Source organism: Aerosakkonema sp. BLCC-F183 (genome assembly GCF_041929145.1).
Lineage (GTDB): Bacteria > Cyanobacteriota > Cyanobacteriia > Cyanobacteriales > Aerosakkonemataceae > Aerosakkonema.
Genome location: NZ_JBHFNU010000087.1, coordinates 321,047 through 346,189 on the forward strand (window position 1 = coordinate 321,047; position 25,143 = coordinate 346,189).

General features: G+C 44.6%; 21 protein-coding genes, 1 tRNA gene and 2 pseudogenes. 16 read left to right on the top strand and 8 right to left on the bottom strand.

From position 1 onward, the window contains the following. Positions 1-168 precede the first annotated feature (168 nt). The 5 genes from ACE1CD_RS26380 (at position 169) to ACE1CD_RS26400 (ending at position 4,701) form a co-directional block, all read left to right on the top strand. A complete protein-coding gene (locus ACE1CD_RS26380; RefSeq protein WP_374793064.1) occupies positions 169-402 on the top strand; it encodes a hypothetical protein in 234 nt (77 codons plus the stop codon). 4 nt (positions 403-406) lie between these two features. After that, the gene (locus ACE1CD_RS26385; RefSeq protein ID WP_374793066.1) at positions 407-1,705 is read left to right on the top strand and encodes a HEAT repeat domain-containing protein; all 1,299 of its coding nucleotides are present in this window, start codon (positions 407-409) and stop codon (positions 1,703-1,705) included. Positions 1,706-1,839: 134 nt separating this feature from the next. Further along, positions 1,840-2,805, top strand: coding sequence for a LysR family transcriptional regulator (locus tag ACE1CD_RS26390; protein WP_374793068.1), 966 nt, complete (start codon positions 1,840-1,842; stop codon positions 2,803-2,805). A gap of 168 nt (positions 2,806-2,973) precedes the next feature. Then, positions 2,974-4,053 carry an anthranilate phosphoribosyltransferase family protein gene (locus tag ACE1CD_RS26395; protein WP_374826745.1) on the top strand — a complete coding sequence of 360 codons (1,080 nt, stop codon included), beginning with the start codon at positions 2,974-2,976 and terminating at the stop codon, positions 4,051-4,053. Positions 4,054-4,077: 24 nt separating this feature from the next. Beyond that, complete coding sequence (locus tag ACE1CD_RS26400; protein WP_374793072.1) at positions 4,078-4,701, top strand: molybdenum cofactor guanylyltransferase; 624 nt, start codon at positions 4,078-4,080, stop codon at positions 4,699-4,701. Positions 4,702-4,859: 158 nt separating this feature from the next. Here ACE1CD_RS26400 and panD read toward each other — a convergent pair whose 3' ends face one another. The 4 genes and pseudogenes from panD to ACE1CD_RS26420 form a co-directional block, all read right to left on the bottom strand. Further along, a complete protein-coding gene (panD, locus tag ACE1CD_RS26405; protein ID WP_374793074.1) occupies positions 4,860-5,258 on the bottom strand; it encodes an aspartate 1-decarboxylase in 399 nt (132 codons plus the stop codon). A 104-nt stretch (positions 5,259-5,362) separates the two neighbouring features. Next, a pseudogene (locus tag ACE1CD_RS26410) lies at positions 5,363-5,779 on the bottom strand (inorganic diphosphatase); the annotation flags it as partial. An 87-nt stretch (positions 5,780-5,866) separates the two neighbouring features. Further along, on the bottom strand, positions 5,867-7,375 hold the full coding sequence (locus tag ACE1CD_RS26415) for a reverse transcriptase domain-containing protein (RefSeq protein ID WP_374826746.1): 1,509 nt from the start codon (positions 7,373-7,375) through the stop codon (positions 5,867-5,869). A 557-nt stretch (positions 7,376-7,932) separates the two neighbouring features. Next, positions 7,933-8,022, bottom strand: a pseudogene (locus ACE1CD_RS26420) (inorganic pyrophosphatase); the annotation flags it as partial. A 427-nt stretch (positions 8,023-8,449) separates the two neighbouring features. On the opposite strand from ACE1CD_RS26420, the gene ACE1CD_RS26425 reads away from it, so the two are divergent. After that, a complete protein-coding gene (locus ACE1CD_RS26425; protein ID WP_374826747.1) occupies positions 8,450-8,593 on the top strand; it encodes a hypothetical protein in 144 nt (47 codons plus the stop codon). 156 nt (positions 8,594-8,749) lie between these two features. On the opposite strand, the gene ACE1CD_RS26430 is transcribed toward ACE1CD_RS26425, so the two are convergent. The 3 genes from ACE1CD_RS26430 to ACE1CD_RS26440 all read right to left on the bottom strand — a co-directional run bounded on the left by ACE1CD_RS26430 (position 8,750) and on the right by ACE1CD_RS26440 (position 11,229). Further along, complete coding sequence (locus ACE1CD_RS26430) at positions 8,750-9,712, bottom strand: DUF362 domain-containing protein (RefSeq protein WP_374793078.1); 963 nt, start codon at positions 9,710-9,712, stop codon at positions 8,750-8,752. 40 nt (positions 9,713-9,752) lie between these two features. Then, positions 9,753-10,031, bottom strand: a complete 279-nt coding sequence (locus tag ACE1CD_RS26435) for a hypothetical protein (protein WP_374793080.1) — start codon at positions 10,029-10,031, stop codon at positions 9,753-9,755. Positions 10,032-10,182: 151 nt separating this feature from the next. Further along, positions 10,183-11,229, bottom strand: a complete 1,047-nt coding sequence (locus tag ACE1CD_RS26440; protein ID WP_374826748.1) for an Npun_R2479 family HD domain-containing metalloprotein — start codon at positions 11,227-11,229, stop codon at positions 10,183-10,185. A gap of 400 nt (positions 11,230-11,629) precedes the next feature. Between ACE1CD_RS26440 and ACE1CD_RS26445 the strand changes: the two genes are divergently transcribed. The 7 genes from ACE1CD_RS26445 to ACE1CD_RS26475 all read left to right on the top strand — a co-directional run bounded on the left by ACE1CD_RS26445 (position 11,630) and on the right by ACE1CD_RS26475 (position 20,577). After that, entirely contained in the window at positions 11,630-13,576 is a 1,947-nt protein-coding gene (locus ACE1CD_RS26445; protein ID WP_374826749.1) for an AAA-like domain-containing protein, read from the top strand. Between the two features lie 62 nt (positions 13,577-13,638). After that, the gene (locus tag ACE1CD_RS26450; protein WP_374793083.1) at positions 13,639-14,307 is read left to right on the top strand and encodes a hypothetical protein; all 669 of its coding nucleotides are present in this window, start codon (positions 13,639-13,641) and stop codon (positions 14,305-14,307) included. A gap of 39 nt (positions 14,308-14,346) precedes the next feature. After that, positions 14,347-14,706: a hypothetical protein gene (locus ACE1CD_RS26455; protein ID WP_374793085.1), complete on the top strand. Its 360-nt coding sequence runs from the start codon at positions 14,347-14,349 to the stop codon at positions 14,704-14,706. Positions 14,707-14,902: 196 nt separating this feature from the next. Continuing rightward, positions 14,903-15,682, top strand: coding sequence for a DUF4058 family protein (locus tag ACE1CD_RS26460; RefSeq protein ID WP_374793087.1), 780 nt, complete (start codon positions 14,903-14,905; stop codon positions 15,680-15,682). 260 nt (positions 15,683-15,942) lie between these two features. Beyond that, positions 15,943-19,428, top strand: a complete 3,486-nt coding sequence (locus tag ACE1CD_RS26465) for a GAF domain-containing protein (protein WP_374793089.1) — start codon at positions 15,943-15,945, stop codon at positions 19,426-19,428. 111 nt (positions 19,429-19,539) lie between these two features. Continuing rightward, positions 19,540-20,163: a hypothetical protein gene (locus ACE1CD_RS26470; protein ID WP_374826750.1), complete on the top strand. Its 624-nt coding sequence runs from the start codon at positions 19,540-19,542 to the stop codon at positions 20,161-20,163. A gap of 120 nt (positions 20,164-20,283) precedes the next feature. Further along, positions 20,284-20,577, top strand: coding sequence for a hypothetical protein (locus ACE1CD_RS26475; protein WP_374793093.1), 294 nt, complete (start codon positions 20,284-20,286; stop codon positions 20,575-20,577). Positions 20,578-20,622: 45 nt separating this feature from the next. On the opposite strand, the gene ACE1CD_RS26480 is transcribed toward ACE1CD_RS26475, so the two are convergent. Then, positions 20,623-22,038: an aspartate ammonia-lyase gene (locus tag ACE1CD_RS26480; protein ID WP_374793095.1), complete on the bottom strand. Its 1,416-nt coding sequence runs from the start codon at positions 22,036-22,038 to the stop codon at positions 20,623-20,625. Between the two features lie 463 nt (positions 22,039-22,501). Here ACE1CD_RS26480 and ACE1CD_RS26485 point away from each other — a divergent pair, with 463 nt between their 5' ends. The 3 genes from ACE1CD_RS26485 to ACE1CD_RS26495 all read left to right on the top strand — a co-directional run bounded on the left by ACE1CD_RS26485 (position 22,502) and on the right by ACE1CD_RS26495 (position 25,119). Then, the gene (locus tag ACE1CD_RS26485; RefSeq protein ID WP_374793097.1) at positions 22,502-23,533 is read left to right on the top strand and encodes a tetratricopeptide repeat protein; all 1,032 of its coding nucleotides are present in this window, start codon (positions 22,502-22,504) and stop codon (positions 23,531-23,533) included. A 413-nt stretch (positions 23,534-23,946) separates the two neighbouring features. Continuing rightward, a complete protein-coding gene (locus ACE1CD_RS26490) occupies positions 23,947-24,810 on the top strand; it encodes a tetratricopeptide repeat protein (RefSeq protein WP_374793099.1) in 864 nt (287 codons plus the stop codon). 236 nt (positions 24,811-25,046) lie between these two features. Further along, positions 25,047-25,119: transfer RNA gene (locus ACE1CD_RS26495), tRNA-Glu, on the top strand. Positions 25,120-25,143 lie beyond the last annotated feature (24 nt).

A 25,143-nucleotide genomic window follows, 5' to 3' on the forward strand; every position in this document is an offset into this window, starting at 1 on the left:
AAAAGGATGCTGTTTTTGCATGAAGGCAAGACTTTAAGGTAATGCAAAAATAACATCAAAATTATTTATTATCTGCATAAGAAGGGGAAATATAGTATAAAATTATACAAAAATTTTGAGGAAACAAAATAGCTTTAATATTAATTAGACCTATTCCAAACCTCCAATGTGAGAAAGCGATCGCCTCTAAAAATCAGGGGGCGATTTTTTGTAAAAATTGCGATAAGGCAGGTTAAGTTGAAAATATTGCTTTTGATTTTGTCAAATTTAATAGAGACAGGCATTCGGGATAAAATCTATAAATTTAAGGATAAGGTTGACAATGGAAAAGACAAAATCATTAAAGATAAAATTGCTGAAAATAAGGTCAAATGGTTAAGCGAAAGTCAAGTGGGAAGTTGAGCAGATGATGATGAAGGTTTTAGAACAAGCAACTATTGCAGCCAAACAAGAAAATTGGACATTGCTAAATCAATACCTCAGTCAGATGCTAGAACGTAAAAATTTGCTAGCAACGGACGTTACACGTTTACTGGATTGGGCTTTGGAGATTTTGACAGAAGGAGATTTTCAAGAACGCTGGGATGTAGCGAAGGTGTTTCCCAGCTTGGGAGATAGAGCGATCGCGCCTCTGATTGCGATTTTGAAAGACGAAGAAGCAGAAGAAGAATTGCGCTGGTTTGTGCCACGCATATTAGCAGAATTTGACAGCCCAGAAGCGGTCACCGCTTTAGTGGAAATTCTGAAAACGTCACAAACGGAAGAACTAAGCGCGATGGCGGCAGAAGCGTTGGCTAATTTGGGACAATCGGCGCAGAAACATCATGCTTTTCGTTTTGCGATCGCAGCTTTGACGGATTTACTAGCAGCAGAAGAAACGCGCCTGTTGGCGGTACGCAGTCTTTCCCATATCCGCCGTTCCGAAATCGTTACCCCTCTGTTAGGTGTTGTTAAGGATAAGCAAATATCGGTGCGTGCAGCTGCGATCGAAGCGCTCAGCAGTTTTCACGACTCCCGCATCCCGCCAGTACTGCTAAATGCTCTCAAGGACGTAGCTGCGCCAGTCAGACGGGAAGCGATAATTGGTTTGGGACTGCGGTCTGACTTACAGAAGCAATTAAATTTGGTCAGTCAAATCGTACCTCTGCTTTGGGACTTTAACCCAGAAGTTTGCGCCGCCGCCGCCAGTACGTTGGGACGCCTGGGAACTGACGCCGCTGCTGATGCTTTATTTCAAGTGCTGAGTTCGCCTTTGCTAGCAATGTCGTTACAGCTGCAATGCGTTCGTTCTTTAAGCTGGATCGAAACGCCGAAGGCTTTGGCACATTTACAAGCAGCTCTTACCTTTGCACCGATCGCGATATATCAAGAAATAGTAACTGTTCTGGGACGAGTGGAACAACCGCATTTAGCACCCGACGCCGCGAGCATTTTAATCGATGCTTTGAAATCCCAGCATCCATTACTTCAAGATTCCAGTGTCAAACAAGCTTTGGCAATCAGTTTGGGACAGCTCAAACATCCCCAAGCAATACATCCTCTCATTGAGATGCTGGCAGATCCAGATTTGGGGGTAAGGCTGCACGCAACGGCGGCGCTCAAAAAATTTCCCACCGCACTTGTACAATTACAGCAGCTGGCTGCCAACGAAAATCTCACACAAGAATGGAAACAAGGAATTGCGATCGCCCTTCAAGAATTTTAGATTTTAGATTTTCGGTTGAAAATTCGATCTGATATCCCAGATCCCATCCTGGGCTGTATCAAAATCTACTAAAATACAGTCGCAGATCCGCTAAGGTCAAAGCAACACCTAATTGTCAAGCGAGCTACATCATCATGCGCGTCGAGCAGTTACAGGCATTTCTGGCGATCGCTGAAACAGGTAGCTTTCAGCAAGCAGCGCGAAAATGTGGCGTTACCCAATCCACGATCAGTCGGCAGATTCAGTCCCTGGAAACAGATCTTGGTTTGCAGCTGTTTCACCGGAGTACCCAGGCAAAACTAACCCTGGCAGGGGAACGCTTTTTACCCCGCGCTCGCAAAATCTGCCAGGAGTGGAATAATGCGACGCAGGAATTATCGGAGTTGCTGGCAGGGAAACAACCGGAACTCTGTGTAGCCGCTATTCCTTCTATCTGCGCTTATAATTTGCCGCCGGTATTGCAGAAGTTTTGTCAGGAGTATCCAGCAGTACAACTGCGAGTGACTTCCCTGGGTAGCGATCGCGCTTTGAAAGTCCTCAAAGATGGACTGGTCGATGTCGCCATTGTGATGAATAATCGCTTTTTAACCGCCAGTCCGGAAATGGTAGTCGATGTACTTTATACTGAGCCTATAGAAGTTTTAATGGCGGCAAACCATCCCCTGGCAATGTACGAACGGATACCGTGGTCGGAAATCACCCGTTACCCGCAAGTCGTATTTAAGGTGGGCTATGGAATGCAACGTTTAGTCCAAGATCAATTTCAGCGTTTGGGCGCACCCATGAATGCAGTGTTGGAACTGAACACGCTGGATGCCTTTAGAGGTATGGTGCGACAAGGTGATGCGATCGCCTTACTGCCCAAAACAGCTGTGATTGATGCCCATTACGACCCGACGCTGGTGGTGCGATCGACTGGCGAACCAACTTTGAAGCGTCAAGTAGTATTGGTGACAACGTGCGATCGCATTCAAATTCCACCAATTAAACATTTCCGTCACCTAGTTCACAAGTTAATCGGTCTCCAAACTGAATTGCTCAGCATTTCCTCACCAACGAACAGTATGACTGCTTCTTTGCCGCAGAGTATTGCAATATAAAAAAGGGCGTCGGAAAAGTCAAAAGTCAAAAGTCAAAAGTCAAAAGTAGGAATTTCTTCCCTCTTCCCGACGCTCTTGGGCCTCTGTTTCCCCTAGCCTCTCTTCCCCAAGTTCCGACGCTCTAGCCCCTTTTAACTTTTGACTTTCTAGCCCCCAGCCCCTTTTGTTATGAGCAAAGCTTTTAGAGAACACCTGAGAAAAATTGGTAGCGGTCCCCATACTGGAGAGAATTTAAGTCGAGAAGAAGCAGCAGAAGCAACGCGAATGATGCTGCTGGGAGAAGCAACTCCCGCACAAATCGGCGCTTTTATGATTGCCCACCGCATCAAGCGTCCTACTGGTGAAGAATTAGCTGGAATGCTGGATGCGTATGCCGAATTGGGGCCAAAACTGCAACCCATCAGTATGGCAGGCAAGATGCCTACCCCACAGGTGGTAGTTTTGGGAATACCTTACGATGGGCGCGATCGCACGGCACCGATTAATCCGTTAACGGCTTTAATCTTGACCGCAGCTGGAGTGCCGGTAATTATGCACGGGGGAGATCGAATGCCCACCAAAGAAGGTGTTCCCCTGATTGAGATCTGGCAGGGATTAGGTGTTGATTGGTCTAAACTGGATATCTCCCAAACTCAACAGGTATTTGAAAAAACAGGTTTGGGTTTTGTCTACATTTGTAGACATTTTCCCGAAGCAGCTGGATTAGTACCTTACCGAGAGCAAATTGGCAAGCGTCCTCCGTTTGCGACAATGGAATTAATGTGGAGTCCCTATGCGGGAGATGCACATATTGTGTCTGGTTTTGTTCATCCTCCCACTGAAAATATGTTCCGCGAAGCCTTTGCTTTGCGAGGAACGCAACATTTCACTACGGTAAAGGGATTGGAGGGAAGTTGCGATTTGCCACGCGATCGCACCGCAATTATTGGCCTTGCGAAACCCAATAGCGAGTTTGAACGCCTGCATTTATCGCACAACGACTACAACTTTAGTAACAAAAATCCTGTGTTTAATTCCACTGCGGAATTAGTAGAGGAAATCCAATCTGTATGGCAAGGAAAACCATCCGAAATGATGCAATCTGCAATATGGAATGGTGGATTTTACTTGTGGAATTGTGGCGTTTGTCCAGATATGCACTCAGGTATAGCCGAAACTAAAAACTTGCTTACTAACGGACAAGCGGCGAAAAAACTCCAAGAAATCCGCGATGCTGTGGCGTCTTTTCAGTTAGTCTACCAAGCCTGATATGTTTGGGAGAGTAATTATTCATTGAATCCGGATAATACTATATTTATTACTGCACTTATCCTGGCTGGGGGTAAAAGTTCTCGAATGGGACAGGATAAAGCACTGATGCTTTGGGATGGCACACCCATACTTGAGCGAGTTTGTCAAGTAGCAGCTGAGTGTTGCCAGCAAGTTTACATCCTGACTCCTTGGCCCGATCGCTATCAAGCTATTGTGAATAAAAAGTATAAATTTTTACAAGAATCTCGTCCGGGTCAGGGCCCTTTGGTGGGATTGGCTGAGGGACTGGCAGAAATTACGGCTGACTGGATACTACTACTAGCTTGCGATTTGCCTTTGCTAGAGCCAGAAATTCTCCAAAACTGGGTAAGTCAATTATCTCACATACCCCTTCATATTTTAGCTGTCGTACCGCGACGGGCTGAGCTTTGGGAACCTTTGTGCGCCTTCTACCGCCGCGAAGCTTTACCAGATTTGCATAAATTTATACAAAAAGGCGAACGCTCTTTTCAAACTTGGCTGAAAGAAATACCCGTACAAGCTATCCCAGTCGGAGAGAAAGAGGCGCGTATGCTGTGGAATTGTAACAGTCCGACAGATATGCAACAAGTAGTTGACTCATATCATGTCCGGTGGCATTGGTAGTATATGAGTGATGGGAAAGATTATCTGTGGGAGATCGGGGGTTAAATTTTTACCGCAGATGTAAGCAGATGAACGCAGATAAACGCAGATAAGAAAGGGATATATTTTCGCAGATGCCAGGAAATTATCGATTGATTGCGGTGGAAAAGTCTAAAATATCAGAAAGTTTTAGTGTCAAATCTGCTAGGCAGTTCATCGTAACGACGCACTTCTAAAAGGCGATTTCTTTCATCTACCATGACAACTTTAGGGTTGTAATTTTTTACCTCTTCCGGTGTGAATAGTCCGTAAGTCATGATGATGATGCGATCGCCCTGCATCCCCAACCTTGCAGCAGCGCCATTGAGTTCAATTGCACCTGAATAGACAGGTGCAGCGATCGCATAAGTGATAAACCTTTCTCCATTGGCAATATTGACAACTTGCACCTGTTCGTAGGGTAATATCCCAGCGGCATCCAACAGGGCTTTATCTATACTGATACTTCCCATATAGTTGAGGTTGGACGCCGTGATGGTGCAACTGTGTATTTTGGCTAAAAGGAGCGATCGCTGCATAGTTAGGGCGTTGGGGCTAGGGACTGGGGGCTAGAGAGACTATTTCCAACCCCGAAAAGTTCATGTGTTAATTCAGGTGGTTAAGAAGTCTGAATTCCGACTTTTCAGCTACCAGCTTTAATGCACTTTTCGACCAAAGGCATAACGCGATCGACATCTTGCCAACCCAAAATTTCGACAGACTTCTTCTCTAGATTTTTGTAAGTTTTGAAGAATTCCGCAATTTCTTGCAGGCGGTGCGGCGAGACATCTTGAAGAGACTGAACTTTGGCATACCGAGGGTCTTTATCGGGTACGCAGAGAATTTTCTCATCGCGATCGCCTCCATCGATCATCTCTAGCATCCCGATCGGTCGTGCGGCAATCACACATCCCGGAAAGGTTGGCTCATCCATCATCACCATACCATCGAGGGGATCGCCATCATCGGCGAGAGTATTGGGCACAAAACCGTAGTCATAGGGATACTGGACAGAAGAGTATAGTACCCGGTCTAAAGCAAAAGCTTGCAGTTCTTTATCGGGTTGAGTCGAGGGGGAGTATTATCTCCCGCCCCTCTCAGTTAGAACCGTGCGTGCAAGTTTCCCCGCACACGGCTCCCGACATTCTTAGCTTTCGCTTTTGCTCATGTGGATGGAATCGTGGCAGCTTTCGTGAACGGCTAGAAGATTATTTTTCTTCCAATTGTTGTGGTTTCCATCTACATGGTGTAGATGTACTTTTTCGTCATTAAGCATTTTTAAGCCGCAATGTCCACATCTATGGTGTTGCTTTTTGAGAGCTTGAGAGGTTGCTCCATCGTAGAGTTTGCTGTTTCGCTCGCTCCAGTAGGCTATGTCACCGTCGAATGGGGATTTCTCACCTTTTACGTTGACAAACTTGTTTTTGGAGTAAGGAACGCTTGGAAAAGCTTTCTTCACTAACTCGGTAGTGGTATGGCGATTCTGTTTGGATTCCTTGTTGAATACCTTAAACGCTCTGTTACTGGTATGCCACAGCGAGAACCGTGACCCTTCCATTTTGCAGAAGCGGTGGTAATTTCTCCATCCTCTCACTACGGGAGCCAATTTCTCGGCTTTGACCGTAGCACCATAATTCGAGTTGTTGACAATGGTCTTAACTTTCTCACGGAAGGCTTTAAAGTTGTCCGCTGATGGGACGCATCTAAACTTTCCGTTGGATTGCACTCTGAAGTGCCATCCCAAGAAGTCGAATCCGTCTGTCGTGGCGGTTAGCTTGGTCTTTTTCTCGCTCACCTTCATTCCACGTTCGGCAAGAAATTGGCTAATCTTTTCTAGGATTTGTGCCGCGTTGTCTTTGGGTTTGAGTATAATAACCATGTCGTCTGCGTACCGCACCGACTGGTGGATGTCCTCTATTCCGTTCAACGCGATGTTGGCAAGTAGGGGGCTCACCACTCCTCCCTGCGGAGTTCCTTGTTCGGGAAACTCCGGGTTGACTCCAGCTTTTAGGCATCTAAAGATACCTAGCTTTACCCCGGATGGGGCTATGAGCCTTTCCATGATGGACTTGTGGCTTATCCTATCGAAGCACTTTTCAATATCGAGTTCTAGGACTCGCTTTTCTATTCCGTTGGCTTTGGAGTTGAGGTTCAGGAACAGGAATTTCTGGGCATCGTGTGCCGAGCGTCCTGGTCTAAAGCCATAGCTCCGAGCGTGGAAGGTTGCTTCGTGGGCTGGTTCCATTGCATATTTCACTAGGCATTGCCAAGCTCTATCTGCGATGGTGGGGACTTTTAGGATGCGGGTCTTCCCGTCCTTTTTGGGGATTGGGATTTCTCGTAGAGGTTTGTGCTTCCAAGTGTTTACTTCTTTGAGTTGTTCGTTTAGGGCGAACCGCTCTTCAAAGGTTAGGGAAGCTTTACCATCTACTCCCGCCGTCTTTTTGCCAGCGTTCAATTGCGTTACTTGCCGGATAGCCAGTAATCTTGCTGCTGTGGACTTCAGAATAAGCTTCATTAGGGACTTTGCTTTCCGCTTGTCACCAACTTGAATAGCTTTATACACGCGCTTTTGTAGGCGGAATAGGTTACGGCGGAATTGCTTCCAGGGTAACTTTCTCCAAGATTCACTATGGTTGTCCATGTGTCTAATCATGCTCTGCTCCAGGCAAGTGTATTCTGAATGCCTCAGACCAATTACGGTCTGTCCTACCCGAACTGAGGGGATTCCGTCGCTCGTCTGACCTACAAAGGGGTTCGACCTCCCCTTAGACCCTCAATTCGTTTTTATTCGTTCCCTCGGTTAGATTGATTGTTCCGTTAGGTGTAGCCACTTCAACCACTGGATTCCCTGGACTCTTACCACTGTACGAGTACCGCGTGGCGGGAATTGTCTCCAGTAAAGTCGGGGTTTTGTTGTTGCGCCCCGCTCCAAGTTAGGTTGCTTTTTTAGGCTCTGTTTCACCGTAGGAACTCCCTGTTAGCGTCAGTGTCACCCCGCAACGGATGTCTGATTACGCCCTGTTCCCAGCTTCAGCCTCCAAGAATCGAGCTTGGTCACTGTGGGCAGATAAGGAGTCACACCTGAGTCTGGTGGGTAGGACTTTCACCTACATCAGACCGAGAGTTCAACCTTTTCTACGGGGGTAGAATTGGCTGGAAGCCTTATGTACGGGCTGTTTACCGTGATTCAGGCTTCAACGAATCGCACTACTCGTACTTGTTCTTGCTACCGGCGGTTATCTCAATCAAAACGTTAATCAGACCCGGTTTGGGTTGGGCAGGTATGCGGGATAAGTCCACAGTGGAACTCCTAAGTTTACAGCAAATACGGGGTGAAGCGAACTACACACGTAACGAGTCTCGACAACCCCCGTGTAGCATTCTAGGGGAATATCGGTCACCAAGTCTTCCGTGGGTGCAATTAGTATTAGCGATGGGCTGTTTGTCCACCGTACCTTCTGGGTTCGCCAGACCGGTACAGACGGCAAATTCACCGTCTGTAAAGTTTTGTGGTGCAGCTTTTGCGTGAGAAAAGTTTAATTCTAGATGCCGTAAAATTAACTGGGCATCTAGGTTTTTACAGTCAAAGCTGTCCCCGAAACGTAGTATCCTTTTCAATCATTCCCTCTGGTTTGGTAGCGGATAGGTTATCTGTTGCAAAACTTCAACCTGGTTTGAAGAGTAATGAGCTATCACAAAGAGGGGCAACGTCAGGGTTAGCAAAGCTATGACTGTTCCCAAAATATCTGCCAGCCTTGGCGACGGTCGGTCAGGAGAGTTGGCAGCCTGGTCACTTGAGTTCATAAAAGAAGATGCTTTAACTGAATTGTTAACCAATTCAGTTGGAATTACAAACAAGACGTGGGGCTAATTTAGTCCCACACTTACAATTTTAACAATAGCTTTTAGGGATACTGTTTCCTAGAAAACAATCTCAATGTAAATCTCTCTAAAGATAGAGATCCACGCAGTCAAATCTGCCTGGATCTCTGGTATAGTAAGTATTTTTACACAAACAAAGGCTGAACTAGCGGCCTGCGTAGGCACTCATCGGTTCTTTGATGAAGCGAATGTAAAGATGCCGGAAGGTGGACTGGATCACCCGTGGCAAACCGAAGTCGATCGCTACCAGGGCTTCCGGTAGTTTCCAGTCATTAACCTGGATATCCGCCGGACGTAAGTGGGGAAAGTCGATCGCTGCCAATTCGGGACAAAGCCCCAAGCGCATGGCAGCGGCAGCTGTTGGCACTAAGCTGGGGTCAACGTTGAGGATTTCCAAGATAGCGCGATCGAGTGCAAACACATCCCGCGACGCCGCCAAAAGACCCAAATACCGAGGTTCCCCACCGCTGGGGCCGTTGCCTTCGTGACCGATAATACCATCTAAGATAGTTAAGTCGGGATCGATCGCCCGCGCTGTTTCCACCAACATTTCCCCAAAGCGGTTGGCATCTTTACCAGCTTCCATGTGCCACCACGCCTTCATTTTGCCGGGGACGCAACCAAACAGGTTTTTGACGCCCATCGTCATAGTTAGTTGGACGTGAGATTTCAGTTTGGGCAGGTTAATTACCACATCAGCATCCATTGCCTCTTTGGATAGCAGCAGATGGTTGAATTGCGTACTGACAGTTTCGTACCTCTGTCCGTGGAATTCAACGATCGGCAAATTCAGTTCGTTAATTAGAGGTAAATAACCGTTAGCCTTTGCCACTCCCATCGCACTGCCGAAAGCGGGGCCATCCCCCAAAAAAGGCTTGCCACCGACTGCTTGTACCATTTGTGCAACGCAGTAAACCAGTTCGGGACGAGTGACGCACTCTTTGGTAGGCCGCGAACCTGTGAGTAAATTAGGTTTGAGCAAAACGCGATCGCCCGGTTTGACAAATGAGGTTATTCCCCCCAGCGGTTCCAGCAGAGTTTCTAGAGACGATCGCAAGGAACGCAGCTCGTAAGAACTAGCCTGAATTAAACTAACAGCTGGTGGCATTTTCTCCATCTCTCCAAAGTTAGATTTTATACAAGCACGCTTACCGTCCGCTGCGAGTCAATGCGGTGACGCGCTCGGAATTCGGAAAAACACCTTCACCTTCAAGTTGAGACAGGGGAGGCTTAATCTCTACTTTGATCACTTCGGCGGTACGGATAACAACGGTTTGATCTCGCAGATGCAGAGTAAATAAAGGTTTTTCTAACAGACTCTGCATTTGCTGCTGAAATTCTTCTGGCGACACAGGGATATTAAATGCTTCTGTCTGACCGTGGATGAAGTGAAAAGTCAGCTGAGTATAGCCGGGGGGAATGGACATGATAAAAATCTCCTGATTGATTGTCACTGACAGACTGCTTGAATTGCAGTAGCTGTCAGGGGTTATAGCGCCGCTTTACTCATATTGACAGAACCCATCCCAATGAGCAAGATTTCTAGACCGTGTTTCCCGTTAATTCATCGGCTCTCGATTAATAATTGGAGAAATAACATCTTCTCTTCTTACGTTCCAGAAAATTTAGCAGTTGGCTGTTAAACTCAAAAATTTGCTTATTAATTATATCCACCCTCAAGTTTTTATTTTCCTGACAACCCACGCGATCGCACATTAACTGCTCAGCCGCTACGCTTACATACGACCGTTCATTTTCAAATTCTTCATTTTTTACGATCTGATTTTCTTCTTCAATTTCTTGTTCCACGATTAAGACATTTTTATAGAGATTACCAACAATCTGTTGACCTTCTTTGGTAACTTCTAAATGATGCAGTGCTGCTTGGATGAGAGGATACACAACTTTCCAGAAAAACTTTGGATAGCCAGCACGCAATTCTCCAAAATGACGATATCCCAAACTTTTATTAGCTCCTGTTTCTTCAAACTCGTAAAACAGTGCCGGCATTTTTTCCAAGTAATGCGGATCGCTCAATTGGCCGATTAAATCGGCAGCGCGAACTAAACCGGGATAGTTAACTGTATCTTGATGATATTCATCATTAGGCACCGGGAAACGGGTCATTTCAATATTTTGTTTGATTAGTTCGATATCAATCAGATAATGCTCGGAAAAACGATCTTCAAAGAAAGTTTTTCCTCTGTCTATATGGTAGGGAGTGAGGCTGGCATCAGTGGAACCCGCTGGCAAAAAAATCATCTCACCATTTATTCCCTTGTCATAGAATCTTTCCTTTGGTCTGTCTTGCAGACAGACTCCCTTGACATAGCCAATGTCATGAAATAACAACGAAATGATGACGTGCAACCAGTCTTCACAAGACACGCTACCATAGCGAATATGCTTGCCCCGCAAAATTTCCTGTCCCGTAAAGGTCGCCAGAATGGTGTGTTCGATGTTGTGATAAAGAGCGTTACTATTAGCAATATTTTCCAAAGCCATGCTAGCAAACCAACCAATCAGGTCAGCATATTCTGGTTTGAGGTTGCCGTAAGTGTGGCGGTAACCTGCTTGCAGCCGTTCAACGCAGGTATTGATTATGCTTTCTGTGAGACTGAACATCGCTATTTCTCTGATACAATCTAAGTTCAGCAAATGTATTCAACTAAGGGAGTCAAATTTTACAGGCTCTGGTTTTATGCGAAGACTCTTTTTATCGTAAATAACCAGGTGAAACAGGCTTTTATTCTGGATTTATTAAAATCGCTTGTCGCCTCATTGTTTATTTACCATGTCCAAAGTGATAACAACTATCATCAGTTTGCCACTATTTTCCGGATAGCGTAACCAAAAAAACTCATAAATTTAGCTTGATTTGGCAACTCGGCATGGCTTTCTAAAAGAAATTGTTCGCATGAAAATTTTATTAACTCATGAAACCTCATGAAACCTCATAAAACCCAGGCTTCTTTGATAGAGTTATGCTTTGTATACAATCATAAAAATTGGTGAAAAAATAAATATGGATGTTAAGAGAGCGTTAGAGTTTGTTGATGACTTAATTTATACCAAAACTGGCAAACACCTAAACGATCTGGAAAGGCAAGTTTTTATGGGGTCTTGGCAAGGACAGACCTACGAGGAGATATACCCTTTTAATCCGGAATATGTAGAGAAATATGTTGGTTACAAGTTATGGCAGAAACTTTCTAGTGTTTTGGGAGAAAAAGTTAGCAAAAAAAAGTTTAGAGGTGCCTTAGAAAGAGCGATCGAGCGCGTCAGCGCCAGCGAGAACACTGACCCACCACATAAAGACAAGAAAAGAACAAGGGAGGAGGAAAGCAAGGAAGTTAAAATTAAGAGAGTTTTTATCAGTTACCGCAGCCAGTCGCCAGACTTTAATCTAGCAGGACAACTTTATGAAGCTATTTCTGCGGCTGGACATAAAGCGTTTATGGCTAATATGGCAGGATTTTATCCCCAGGATCGAAATCCCGACACAGACTGGCTTTCTCAAATCGATTTAGAATTGCAGCAGTGCGATTACTTTTTGCTGCTGTTATCTCCACAAGCTGCGGTTAGCGAAATGGTAATTGAGGAGTTGCGACGTGTTAAAGAGTTGCGCGATTCTCGTCGAGAGAGTAAGCCGATCGCATTACAGTTGAGGATCGATTGTCCGCCAAACTTGCAGCTAAATCACGATTTACGCACTTACCTGCACGGAACTCGACAACGGGAATGGGTTTCATCAAATGATACTCCAATTATTATACAAGAAATTCTCAATTTATTGGCAAATAATGAAGACTGGGGAATTGCAAGTACAGAAGAATCGGAAATAGATATTGTAGAGACATTTCTTGAAACATCTGTACAATCCAAAATCCCAAATCCCAAATCCCAAATCCCTTCGCCTTTGCCAGTAGCAGAACCTGAATTACCCAGCGGTCAAGTTCGTTTGGATTCTGCATTTTATGTGGAGCGAATTCCCTATGAAGCTCAATGTTATAAGGCGATTTTACAGCCAGGAGCTTTGATTAGAATTAAAGCGCCGAGGCAAATGGGGAAAACATCGCTGATGGCGAGAATTCTTTCTCAAGCAAAGGAACATGGATATCGCACGGTACCGCTGAGCTTTCAGCACGCAGATACAAATGTTTTTAATAATTTGAATGAACTGTTGCGGTGGTTTTGTGTTAAAATTTCTCGCAAGCTGCGGTTGCATCGCCAAATAGATGATTATTGGACTGATACTTATGGGAGCAAGGATAATTGTACTGTTTACTTTGAAGATTGTATTTTACCGGAGATAAATAGTCCTCTATTACTGGGTTTGGATGAAGTCGATCGCGTTTTCCAATATCCCCATATTGCTGACGATTTTTTTGGGTTGCTGCGTGCGTGGTATGAGGAAGCTGGCTATAGCGATAGCGACAGCGCTCTCTGGGAAAAATTGCGATTGGTCGTTGTACATTCAACCGAAGTTTACATCCCGCTGAATGTCAACCAATCGCCGTTTAATGTGGGTTTGCCAATTGAACTATCCGAGTTTAACCAACAGCAAGTAAAAGACTTAGCGATGCGGCACGGATTGAATTGGCAAGCAAATCACATCGAACGATTGATGAGTATTGTGGGGGGACATCCTTATTTAGTCAGATTAGCATTATATCATATTGCACAGCAGCAATTAACGCTAGATGAATTAATAGAAAGTGCGCCTACAGAAGCGGGAATTTACGGCGATCATCTGCGGCGACATTTGTGGAATTTGCAAGAACATCCAGACTTGGCATCTGCATTTAGCAAGGTGGTAACAAGCAGCATATCTGTTGATTTGGAGTCGGTTTTGGCGTTTAAATTGCACAGTTTGGGGTTAGTGCAATTGCATGGAAATGAGGTGAAGCCTCGGTTTGAATTGTATAGGCAATATTTTGGGGAGCGACTCTACCAAATTAAGGCTATATAAGTTATAATCAAAGTAAGTCCTGTTTTTTGCTGTCAGCCGCCCCTAAACTTTCGCCCGAATTTATGGCCACATCATATTATTCCATTGTCATAGCTTTAGCCAGCTTAATTTTATCGATGAGTGTAGCTTATTTTGCTTACTTTAGGCCAGCCAAGCCTAAAATGTTAATAGGTAGTAATTTAATAATTCTTAACAGTTATTTGGATATTGGCTCCAAAAGATTATGGGGTGGGCTTTCATTTTATGTGCCGATTACTTTTTATAATTGGAGTCCCAAGGGGAGTTCAATTCATCAAGTCAGAATCATTATTGGCCGTAAAGATGATCCCACGAAATATTTTGATATGGTTTGGAACACTTTTGTCGAAGTTGTTAAAGGGGAAAATCGTTGGGAGGATGTAGAAATAGCCAGACCTATTGCACTAGCGGCTCACGCAAGTATAAGCAAATTTATTCGTTTTGATTGGAGTCCACTAACAGGAGAAAAGATAGACATTCAAGCGAAAGAATACTCTTTAATAGTTTTGGCTTGGGTAAGAAATACAGAGAAACCAGAGTTGGTGTTTGAAACATCTTTTTTTATTACAGAAGAACAATCAAAGCTTTATAAACAAACAGTTGTTGATAACAATGTAAGTCCCATACTAATTACTTTAGGAGTTAACCAACGGGTAAATAATGTTATGACAAAAGACCAAATAAAATCTTTTTATGGTAAGGGTACGCTCTAAAAAAAAATTAAATTAACACGATGGAGGGAGATTTTTAATATGTCTAATTCGCAAGGTTCGCAAAATATCAGGATAGTCGGTGGTCAATGGAACAACGAAGGTAATTGGGCAATTGGAAATCTGGTAGGGGGGAATGTTTTGGCTAATTTATCTCCCGAAGTTAATGTAGCTGAAACAGCCAAAGAAATTCAGCTACTCTTACAAAAACTTGAGCAAACTTATCCGACCAACACACCAACTGAAAAGATGGTAGTCGTGGAAGAAGCCATTAAAGCCATCGAACACAGTCCTCTAAAAAAACGGTTAATTGATACTATAAAGCTAATAGGAGTTGAAGAATTTAAAAAATTAGCGGATCATCGTTTAGTTAATATCTTAGTAGCAGCTTTGGAAGGTTAGCAATCAGGGGTTAAATAGTAAAAAAAGCTCAGATTAACATACCTTAATTGCTACGACAAAAAGCTCTCAGTCAGTTTGACTGAGAGCTTTTTTATAACTCTCTATTTGAAAACAAGCTGGAGAAGAGGAGATTTGGGGCGATCGCCTACAATAAAGATAAGACAATCTACACATGATTATCCGTTGAGGTGATATAATGCCTTCCCCATTCCCAGGTGTAGACCCATACTTAGAAAATCCTGAATTGTGGCCAGAAGTACATCATCGATTAATTACTGCGATCGCGGATGCCATAGCACCTCCAGTTCGTCCTAAATATCGAGTAGCAATTGAAAAAAGAATTTATTTAAGTGAAGTCGAAGATGACGACTTAGTGGGAATTCCCGATGTAACGGTATTTTCTAAACCTTCAGGTGCAAACCAATCCGCTTCAACAGTAACTCTTCCTTCACGTTACGAACCGATCGCAGTAACAGTACCAATGTCTGAAGAAACTAGGGAAGGCTATTTGGAAATTAGAGAAGTAGGAACGGGTCGGGTAATTACAGTGATAGAAATCCTTTCTCCTAAAAATAAACGTGCGGGAGTTGGACGAGAAGCGTATGAAAGCAAGCGACAGCAAGTGCTAGCAAGTCCCACACATTTGGTAGAAATTGACTTGCTTAGAGGCGGTACTCCTATGCCGATTCGGGGTGGCACTCAGTCAGATTATCGCATTTTGGTCAGCCGAGGGGATAGACGACCCAGATCTCAACTTTATGCCTTTACGGTAAGAGATGAAATTCCACCATTCGCTTTACCTTTGCAATCGGGGGATGTACAAGTTCAGGTAGAATTGCAAACTTTATTAAATGGCGTCTATGACCGGGCGGGATTTGATTTAGCAGTGGATTACACTCAGCCGAGTATACCACCTTTAAAGGGAGAGGATGCTATTTGGGCTGATGGGTTGTTGCGAGAAAAAGGATTGCGGTGATTGGGAACTATTGGGAGTGCGTTAGAGGTGTAGAATTTGGGCGATAATCATTAATTCGATCGCTCTAACGCACCCTACTTAATCTAACTGCGGTATCTTATCTGCGTTCCGAAGCGTGTATCTGTATTCATCTGCGGTTAATTTTTAACATACCGAAGCGAGCGAACATAATATAAGGTAAAAGTCAAAGATGATGCGATCGGCTTCCATAGGTTAGGTTGGAAATGAAAGCGGTGTTTTCTACAAGATCGGAACCCCTAATGATACAAGAGGAAAACTCAGCCTACACCTACAAGGTTGGCGGACATCTCCCCCTGGATGCGCCGACTTATGTGGTGCGACAAGCCGATCGCGACCTTTACGAAGGCTTGAAGGCGGGAGAGTTTTGTTACGTCCTCAATTCCCGCCAGATGGGGAAAACCAGCTTGCGGGTGCGAACAATGCACAAGCTGCAAGCGGAAGGTATCGCCTGTGCTGCGATCGACCTCAACAAAATTGGCAGTCAGGATATCGCGCCGCCACAGTGGTACGCGGGATTGATGAGACGGCTGGTAAACAGTTTTCAACTCCAGATCAATCTGAAGTCTTGGTTGCGCGATCGCGAGTTTCTCCCACCCGTGCAGTGTTTGAGCGAACTGATCGAAGAAGTTTTGCTGGAGTCTGTCAGTGAAAAAATTGTGATTTTTATCGACGAAATCGATAGCATTCTTGCTTTACCTTTCCGGACAGACGATTTTTTTGCTTTTATCCGCGCCTGCAACGAGTACGATCGCCTCACGTTTGCGCTGCTGGGAGTGGCGACTCCTTCTGACTTAATTCAAGACAAAAGTTGCACACCTTTTAATATCGGTCGCGCTATTGAATTGCACGGTTTTAAATTAGAGGAAGCGCAACCGCTTGTCCGGGGTTTGGCAGAAAAAGTACACAATCCCCAAGCTGTCATAGAAGCAATTTTGAACTGGACGGGAGGACAACCATTTCTCACACAGAAACTTTGCAAAATTATCCTCGACAACGCCGAATTAATCCCAAATCCCAAATCCCAAATCCCAAATCCCCAAGCCTGGGTCGAAAAGTTAGTCCAAACTCATATTATTGAAAATTGGGAAGCGCAAGACGAACCAGCACATATAAAAACTATACGCGATCGCCTGCTGAGAAGCGGACAGCGCCTAAAATTGCTGCTCAAACTTTATGAGGAAGTTTTGCGACGCGGTGAGATTTCATCTCATGACAGTTGCGAACAGATGGAACTCCGACTTTCCGGCTTAGTAGTCAAGCGTGCCGGAAAATTAAGCGTTGCTAACCGCATTTATGCCTCTGTATTTAATTGGATTTGGCTTAACAAAACCTTGGCAACTCTGCAACCGGATTTCAAACAAATTGTTGCCGAACAAGAACAAAAACTGCTTTCTATGCTAGAAGCGAAGGAAGGCAGAGATTTTGATGATGTTCTTTATGAAATATTGGGTTCGATTACCCTGAAATTAGGGGAATTGCTGAGTGTCGATCGCGTTACCATCTTCTTCATAGATAAAGAGAAAAACGAACTTTGGTCGATCATCGCCAAAACAGCAGAAGGCAGTCCCACCAAAATTCAGATCCTCGCCAACAATCAAAGCGCAGGTAGAGTTACCATTTATAAGAAAGCCGTCCATCTCCCAGCCGATTTAGCGGAAGATTGGTACTCTTGTGTAGTGGCGGAACAAGACAAAAGAAGCTCCTACCGTATCTATAATGAGTTGACTGTACCTCTGTTTAACATCCAGTCAGACTTATTCGCTTTTGTCCAGTTAGTCAATAAAGTTAAACAACCTCACAATCCCGCCGAAACTTTTGCCGAAAGGATTGATAAAGAAGGTTTTACAAAAGCAGATAAACAACAGTTTGGCGAGTATGCTCCCCAACTGCAACGACTCTTACAGGGATGCCACTATTGTTACAAATTAACCCAAAGATTGCAAGCTTCGGAAGCACTGACAGAAGCCACGCGATCGGTTGCGCTTGGCAGTTTGGATTCCGAAGAAATCATCAAGCGGGTGATGGAAGCAGCCAAGAAATTGATGAATGCCGATCGCAGTACCCTCTGGTTGCTCGACGATCGCAAAAACGAACTTTGGACGACTCTCATTGCTGAAAACGGTGCTAAAATTCCCCTGCGCTTGCGGGTAGGTCAAGGTTTTGCCGGAAAGGTAGCAGCAACGGGAGAACCTGTCAATATATCTTTCGATTTATACGAACACCCGGAATCGGAAACAGCAAAACAAACCGATCGCAAAACCGGTTATCGCACTTGCAGTTTACTATGTATGCCAGTTTTAAGTCCAGATGGCGAATTGCTTGGTGTTACCCAATTAATCAATAAAAGAAAACAAGGTGATTTTCCCGAATACGACCCGAATGATTGGCCGGAAGCACCAGAATGTTTCCAAGATAGTTTCGACGCCAACAGTCAAAAATATATGCAAATATTTAACTCGCAAGTGGGAGTGGCGCTTCAACACGCCAAAGAGTTTGCTGAGATGAAGAAAAAGGCCGAAAGTCAGCCGCACAATGTTGTCAGTCAAACCTTGGGAATGCTCATGCAAGTTATGGACGGTCAAGGTTTTGATGACATTCTCGATAATACTTTGCGATCGATTACTTTGAAAATGGGTAAATCGCTAAATGCCGATCGCACAACTATTTTTCTATTGGATGAAGAGCGCAATGAATTTTGGTCGATCGTTGCGGAATCTGGAGGTAAAGAAACTTTAGAAATTCGCATACCTGCCAACAAAGGTATTGTTGGTGAAGTAGCAGCTACCAAGAAAATCATTAATATTCCTTTTGATTTTTACGACGACCCGCGCTCTATTACCGCTAAAGAACAGGACAAAAAGAACAACTATCGCACCTATACAATGCTAGCATTACCGCTGTTGAACGAACAGGGAGATTTAGTTGCCGTTATTCAATTAATCAATAAGTTAAAACTGTTGTACGACGAGACATTGCCTTTATCGGAAAAAATCGACCCCCAAGGTTTTACGAAAACAGATGAAAAACAGTTTGCCGAAAATGCACCTTTAATTCAAATGATTCTGGAAAGTTTCCGTTCCTATCATAAAACAGCTAGAGGACAAAGAGTAGCAGCAGCGCTAATGGCAGCAACTCGTTCTGTTAACCAAAGTAGCTTAGAAATGGATGAAGTTCTCAAGCGAGTTATGGATGCGGCGAAAGAACTTATGAATGCCGATCGTAGCACGCTTTGGTTGCTCGATCGCGCTGCCAACGAACTGTGGACAAAAATTTCCTTTAAAGACGGTTTGCAGAGGGAATTGCGTTTGCGATTAGGTGAAGGTTATGCTGGCAAAGTTGCACAAATGGGTGTACCTCTCAATATTCCTTTTGACTTATATGAATACCCAGATTCCGAAACTGCCAAAAAAACAGATGAAAGAACTGGTTATCGCACTTGCAGTTTACTTTGTATGCCAGTTTGGAATCCCGATGGCGAATTGATTGGCGTTACTCAATTAGTCAATAAAAAGAAACCCGGTGATTTGGCAGATTTATATCCTGTTAATGGCAGTGAATTACCAGATTGCTTTCAAACCAGTTTCGACCAAAACGATCAAAAATATATGCAGGTATTTAATAATCAAGTAGGTGTGATTCTTCAGAATGCCGAACTTTTGGCAGCAGTAAAACGACAGGAACAAACGCTGCGCGATAACCTGAGTGTACCATCAGAGCGAAAATAAGTAGGAGCGATCCCATCCCGAAGACAATAAATTAATCTATAATTAATTGTAGATTTCAGTCCGCATCAAGTCGGCTTACCTCCTCACAACAGAAGTAAAGGTGAAGGCGCTATGGCTAAAATGAAAATCCTGCAAGAAAATCAGTCGTACACCTTTCGGTCTTACTTCGAGTTACCATACGAAGCCGATGACATTCTAGCTGAATTTAATTATTCACTGATTAAATCCCGCCTATCTCTGCCTCAAACAACTAAGCAGCTAGACAGACTTCCAGAATTGAAGCAAAGAATAGAAGAGGTCTTACCTTTTATCAGTTTGAGTAATGAGACAGCAAGAAGAGAGACACTGGTATCTCCAGTGATGTTGGAGGTAGTTCGTTATTGCCAATGCCAAATGCGGATTGAATATCCTTTAACGGTCAATAACTGGCTCAAAGGCAATCTTGATTATCTCTTGCGATCGACCAACAATTTGCTCGTTATTGAAGCCAAAAATGATGACCTCACTAGAGGATTTACCCAGTTAGCAGTAGAATTAATTGCCCTATCCCATATTGAAGAACAAAATGTGTTTTATGGAGCAGTAACGATGGGTGATGTTTGGCGCTTTGGTAAGCTCGATCGCCACCCTCAAATGATTACTCAAGATCTCAATTTGTTTAAAGTTCCAGATGATTTGGATAGTTTAGTCAGAGTCCTGATGGGAATTTTAGAGGGAGTAGAAGTTTCACAATAAAATTGTGAAGTGCTGTGAATAATGGTAATTGCACGCTGTTTTGTGAGAGTATGTATGTGTACTTAAAGAGCGATGAATTTGATATCGATCGCAGGATATTATTTAAATTGAGGAAGAACAATGGCAAAGATAGAAGATTGGGGCGTAACTGTGGATGAATATTTGGAGGGATTGGCGCAAGGGATAGATATACTTGAGGTCAAAAGACTGGAAGCTAGAGGAATTCCCCATCATTTGGCGCTGGAGGTTATTGAAATTGAGAAAAAGGTTATCGGTGGAACGGCGACTGATGAAGATATTGTGAGAGGTTTGATGATTATAACTCCCTCTCTGAGAAGCCAACTAATAGCGAAAGAACAAATAGAAGCAGATGCAAAAGCAAGTTTGTCAAATGAGGAAGCGGTCAGCGGTTAAGGTTTTAGTAGACAGATCAAGGTGGGCATTGCCCACCTTAAAAAATTAAGTTTCGGTTGGCATTGCGCTCATTTTTTCCAAATCCAACACTTTCGCTAATTCTGCTTCACTCATCAGATTTTTTTCTAAGACAATTTCCCGCAGGGTTTTACCAGTTGCCAGGGATTCTTTCGCAACGGCTGCTGCATTAAGATAGCCAATGTAGGGATTGAGTGCGGTGACGAGAGCTAAGCTACCTTCAGCATAATACGAACAACGATCGCGATTGGCGGTAATTCCCTCTAAACATTGCTTAGTCAAAGCAGATAAAGCATTACCCAGAATTTCAATACTGTGAATGAGGTTATAAGCAATGAGCGGCATCATCACATTCAATTCTAATTGTCCTGCTTGAGCGGCAAGTGCGATCGCGCCATCGTAACCCATCACCTGAAAACACACCATCGAAGTCATCTCCGCCATCACCGGATTGTACTTTCCTGGCATAATCGAAGACCCCGGCTGTACTGGCGGTAATTGAATTTCCTTCAGTCCAGTTTTTGGCCCAGAATCCATCAACCGCAAATCGTGGGAAATTTTGACGCAATCTTGAGCTAGGTTACGCAAAGCGCCGGAAACACACACAAACGGTGCCATACTCTGCATCGCCGCCATCATATGCGGTGCGGGTTGCAGGGGTTTGTCAATCAGCTGTCCGAGAATTTCTGCCACTTTGTCGCGGTATTGAGGATGAGTATTCAACCCAGTTCCCGCCGCAGAACCGCCCAAACCCAGTAAAGTTAGGTCTCCCGAAGCCGTTTCTATTCTGATGAAGTGTTCCGTCAAAATCTGGGCCCAAGCGCGGAAGCTTTCCCCCAGCCGCACCGGTACGGCATCTTGTAGATGGGTTCTGCCGGATTTGACAATATCTTGGAATTCTTCTGCCTTGTTGTCTAATGCGGCGATCGCATCCGATAATGCTGGAAACAAAGTTCTTTCCAAAGCCAGCAATCCCCCAATCCGAATCGCAGTGGGAATCACATCATTGGTAGACTGTCCGTAATTTACGTGATCGTTAGGGCTGACGCGCTTGTAATTTCCTTTTTCATCTCCCAGCAGTTCCAGCGCCCGATTTGCCAGTACTTCATTCACATTCATATGATGCGATGTTCCCGCACCAGCTTGATATACATCGACAACAAACTGATCCCGGAATTTACCGCTAAGGACTTCATCAGCTGCCTGTACGATCGCTTGACTTATGTCTTTAGGTATGCAGTCCAGTTCTCCGTTGGCTAAAGCAGTCGCTTTCTTAATCAGAATACAGGCATCCACGTAGGTGGGCAAAGGCTTGATGCCGCTGATGGGAAAATTTTCGGTTGCCCGCAGGGTTTGAATTCCATAGTAGGCGTCGGCAGGAAGAAGCCGCTCTCCCATTGAATCCTTTTCTATACGGTAAGCAGAGCCTGTTTGTTCGGTCATATTTTTATCCTTCGATGACTTCTAGAGCCTCGATCGAGCGATCGGAGAAGTTGGGTTTCTTGTCATAGTAACAACGAAATTTCCGCTTTTCGCAGCCAGGATACCCGGTTTCTCAGACCAATAGACCAATTATTGACCGATGCTCTAGCACAGGAGATTTTATCTCACACCAAGGATATCTGGGCAATCTTTAGGGCTCTGATACTAAATCCGGGTTAACGACCCCCGTTATAATGAAGCGCTTATGGAGCTTATGGAGCTTATGGAGAGAAGAGGAAAAATATAAAGGGGGTAAATAACCCGGATTTGATATGAGAGCTTATGAAGCTTTACAGATCGCTTTTTCCTCTTCTTTTCCCCCTTTAGCTGGTTAAATCCCGGTTAATTAGAAGTTGCAGTTTGGTTGTTGAATCGTGATATGTTTTTGGGAATCTTAAAAGAAAACATATCATCCTCTAGCCAGATGACAGATTCTATGAGCCATACTCCTAATCTTGAAGCCGAATTCTTTTTCCAGCATGGATTGCGCCTGAGCGAGGTTAAAAAATATGAAGAAGCCGTCGCCAGTTTTGAGACCGCTCTCAAGTTTCAACCAGATTATCATAACGCGCTCTGTCAGAGGGGTTTAGCACTAGGCAATTTAGGTCGCCACGAGGAAGCACTCTCAAGCTTTGATAAAGCGCTGGCAATTAAACAGGACACAGCCTGGGTTTGGCACAATCGAGGCATTGCGCTGGGTAAATTAGGTCGCTACGAAGATGCGGTTAATAGTTTCGACCGAGCGCTGGAGTTCAATCCCGATGCTGCTAATTCTTGGCACAATCGGGGTATTACCTTCAGTGACTGGGGGAATTTTGAAAAAGCAGTTGTCAGTTTCGATCGTACCGTTAAACTGCAACCCGATGCGTACTGGGCATGGTACAACCGAGGCATTGCGCTGGGTAAGTTAGGTCGCTACGAAGAAGCGCTCAACAGCTTCGATCGCTCGATCGAGTTTAAGCCAGAAGCTTTCAATGCTTGGTACAACCGAGGCATTACCCTCAGAGACTGGGGTTACTATGAAAAAGCAGTTGCCAGTTTTAATAAAGTTCTGGAAATCAAACCGGATTACAATCAAGCTTGGTATAACAGAGGCGTTGTCCTGTGGAAACTAGGTCGCTACGAAGAAGCGATCGCATCTTTTGACAAAACCTTTGAGTTCCAACCCAACGACTACTTAGCCTGGTACAACCGAGGTGTAGCCCTGCGCCAGGTGGGTCGCCTAGAAGAAGCGATCGCCAGTTATGATAAAGCCCTAGAATTCAAGCCTGACGAACATAGAGCTTGGTACAACAAAGCTTGCTGTTATTCGCAGCAGGGCCATATTGAGCTAGCAATTCAAAGCTTGGAACAAGCTATTAATTTAAATCCCGAATTATATTCAGAAATGGCCCAAAAAGACTCCGATTTTGCAGGAATTCGGTCTGACGAGCGCTTTCAGGCATTAATAAAGTAATACCACCAAATTCCCCACCGCGTTACGGTACTTCACTTCATTGACGCTCCCCCGATTGGAAATCGGGGGATTCTCGATCTAAAGAGCCTACTTGGATAGAGTTACTGGCGGTACTCAATCCAGAAGTGGTTCTCTCCCCAAGCGTTGACTTCCTCTACGCCCCAGAGTCGTTGGATTGCTGCTAAATTTGTTTGAGTTTTAATGCTAGTTGTCTAGCTGCCGTAAAAATTTACACAGACAAGTGCAAATGAGTAGGGTATTCTATTTAAACCGAACCCGATTATCTTGCGTTATGGCTTTCCTACTCGTCTTGAAAAGATAACATATGCTATTGAACAGCTGAGTCTTCTGCTCCAAACTTAAAGTTGGGCAAATGTTTCGAGTGAAGATGACGCTAAGACAAAGCTGGAAAAATGAATCAGATGCTCATGAGTGGCAAAGACGAAAGCTTAGAATTCAATCCAGACAACTACTGGGACTGGTACTGGCAGGGCAAGCGCCTAGTTGACCAGGAACTTCACGAAGAAGCAATTGCTAGCTTCGATAAAGCGCTGGAAATCGAACCGGATGACTACTGGGCCTGGTACAAACGCAGCAAGGCACTGCACGATGCTGGGCGGTACGAGGAGGCGATCGCCAGTTTTGATAAAACCCTGGAAATCAGACCGCACGACTACTGGGCTTGGTACAACCGGGGATGTTTGGCACTAGAGGATTTGGACGAATTTGAAGAAGCGATCGCCAGCTTCGACAAAGTGCTGGAAATCAGACCAACTGACTATTGGGGTTGGTTCCGGCGCGGGGATGCCCTGCGGCATCTCAAACGCTACTCAGAAGCGATCGCTTGTTATGACAAAGCTTTAGCCATCCGAGAGGATGATAGTTCGGCGTGGTTGCGGCGGGGAGATACTTTGCGTCTTTTGGGACGCTATGAGGAGGCATTGGCTAGCTACGACAAAGCTCTCAACGACCCGGAATTAGGTTTCTGGGTTTGCTACAAGCGTGGCGATGTACTGCGTTACCTCAAGCGCTACTCAGAAGCGATCGCTAGCTACGACAAAGCTTTGGCTATCCAACCCGACGACGAATACAGCTGGTACAACAAAGCTTGCTGCTATGCGTTGCTGGGCTATCAAGATTCCGCAATTGAAAGCCTGCTACGAGCGATCGCCCTCAATCCGGCGGAATACAAATCGCTCGCAAAAACTGACCCCGACTTTGATGGGATACGCCAAAACAAGCTCTTTCAGTCTATTTTGCAGGGTGCGATCGATTGAGGGCAGTGCCGGACTGCAAAAAAGGGAGAGACAAGAGGCAGGAGGGAGCAGTAGAGGCAACAAGTGGGAGAAGAGGCAATAAATTCCTAATTTTGACTTTTGAATGCCTGAATTTTGACTTTTGACTCTCCCGCTCCCCGATTCCAAAAAATTTTTTAAAAGGGGTGTTGACAGATTCAGAAAAATTGGTTAATTTAATAAAGGTGCAAGGAACGCGATGAACGCGCCAGCAACGCGCCCCCATCGTCTAGAGGCCTAGGACACCTCCCTTTCACGGAGGCGACGGGGATTCGAATTCCCCTGGGGGTATTAAAAAAGAAAAAGCAAAAAAAT

Bases quoted from the DNA above. Each gene is read 5' to 3' on its own strand.
- ACE1CD_RS26480 (WP_374793095.1), bottom strand. From the start codon at position 22,038: ATGACCGAACAAACAGGCTCTGCTTACCGTATAGAAAAGGATTCAATG.
- ACE1CD_RS26390 (WP_374793068.1), top strand. From the start codon at position 1,840: ATGCGCGTCGAGCAGTTACAGGCATTTCTGGCGATCGCTGAAACAGGT.
- ACE1CD_RS26490 (WP_374793099.1), top strand. From the start codon at position 23,947: ATGAATCAGATGCTCATGAGTGGCAAAGACGAAAGCTTAGAATTCAAT.
- ACE1CD_RS26415 (WP_374826746.1), bottom strand. From the start codon at position 7,375: ATGATTAGACACATGGACAACCATAGTGAATCTTGGAGAAAGTTACCC.
- ACE1CD_RS26475 (WP_374793093.1), top strand. From the start codon at position 20,284: ATGGCAAAGATAGAAGATTGGGGCGTAACTGTGGATGAATATTTGGAG.
- ACE1CD_RS26460 (WP_374793087.1), top strand. From the start codon at position 14,903: ATGCCTTCCCCATTCCCAGGTGTAGACCCATACTTAGAAAATCCTGAA.
- ACE1CD_RS26470 (WP_374826750.1), top strand. From the start codon at position 19,540: ATGGCTAAAATGAAAATCCTGCAAGAAAATCAGTCGTACACCTTTCGG.
- ACE1CD_RS26485 (WP_374793097.1), top strand. From the start codon at position 22,502: ATGACAGATTCTATGAGCCATACTCCTAATCTTGAAGCCGAATTCTTT.
- ACE1CD_RS26465 (WP_374793089.1), top strand. From the start codon at position 15,943: ATGATACAAGAGGAAAACTCAGCCTACACCTACAAGGTTGGCGGACAT.
- panD (WP_374793074.1), bottom strand. From the start codon at position 5,258: ATGCAGCGATCGCTCCTTTTAGCCAAAATACACAGTTGCACCATCACG.
- ACE1CD_RS26430 (WP_374793078.1), bottom strand. From the start codon at position 9,712: ATGCCACCAGCTGTTAGTTTAATTCAGGCTAGTTCTTACGAGCTGCGT.
- ACE1CD_RS26440 (WP_374826748.1), bottom strand. From the start codon at position 11,229: ATGTTCAGTCTCACAGAAAGCATAATCAATACCTGCGTTGAACGGCTG.
- ACE1CD_RS26395 (WP_374826745.1), top strand. From the start codon at position 2,974: ATGAGCAAAGCTTTTAGAGAACACCTGAGAAAAATTGGTAGCGGTCCC.
- ACE1CD_RS26425 (WP_374826747.1), top strand. From the start codon at position 8,450: ATGACTGTTCCCAAAATATCTGCCAGCCTTGGCGACGGTCGGTCAGGA.
- ACE1CD_RS26445 (WP_374826749.1), top strand. From the start codon at position 11,630: ATGGATGTTAAGAGAGCGTTAGAGTTTGTTGATGACTTAATTTATACC.
- ACE1CD_RS26450 (WP_374793083.1), top strand. From the start codon at position 13,639: ATGGCCACATCATATTATTCCATTGTCATAGCTTTAGCCAGCTTAATT.
- ACE1CD_RS26455 (WP_374793085.1), top strand. From the start codon at position 14,347: ATGTCTAATTCGCAAGGTTCGCAAAATATCAGGATAGTCGGTGGTCAA.
- ACE1CD_RS26385 (WP_374793066.1), top strand. From the start codon at position 407: ATGATGATGAAGGTTTTAGAACAAGCAACTATTGCAGCCAAACAAGAA.
- ACE1CD_RS26435 (WP_374793080.1), bottom strand. From the start codon at position 10,031: ATGTCCATTCCCCCCGGCTATACTCAGCTGACTTTTCACTTCATCCAC.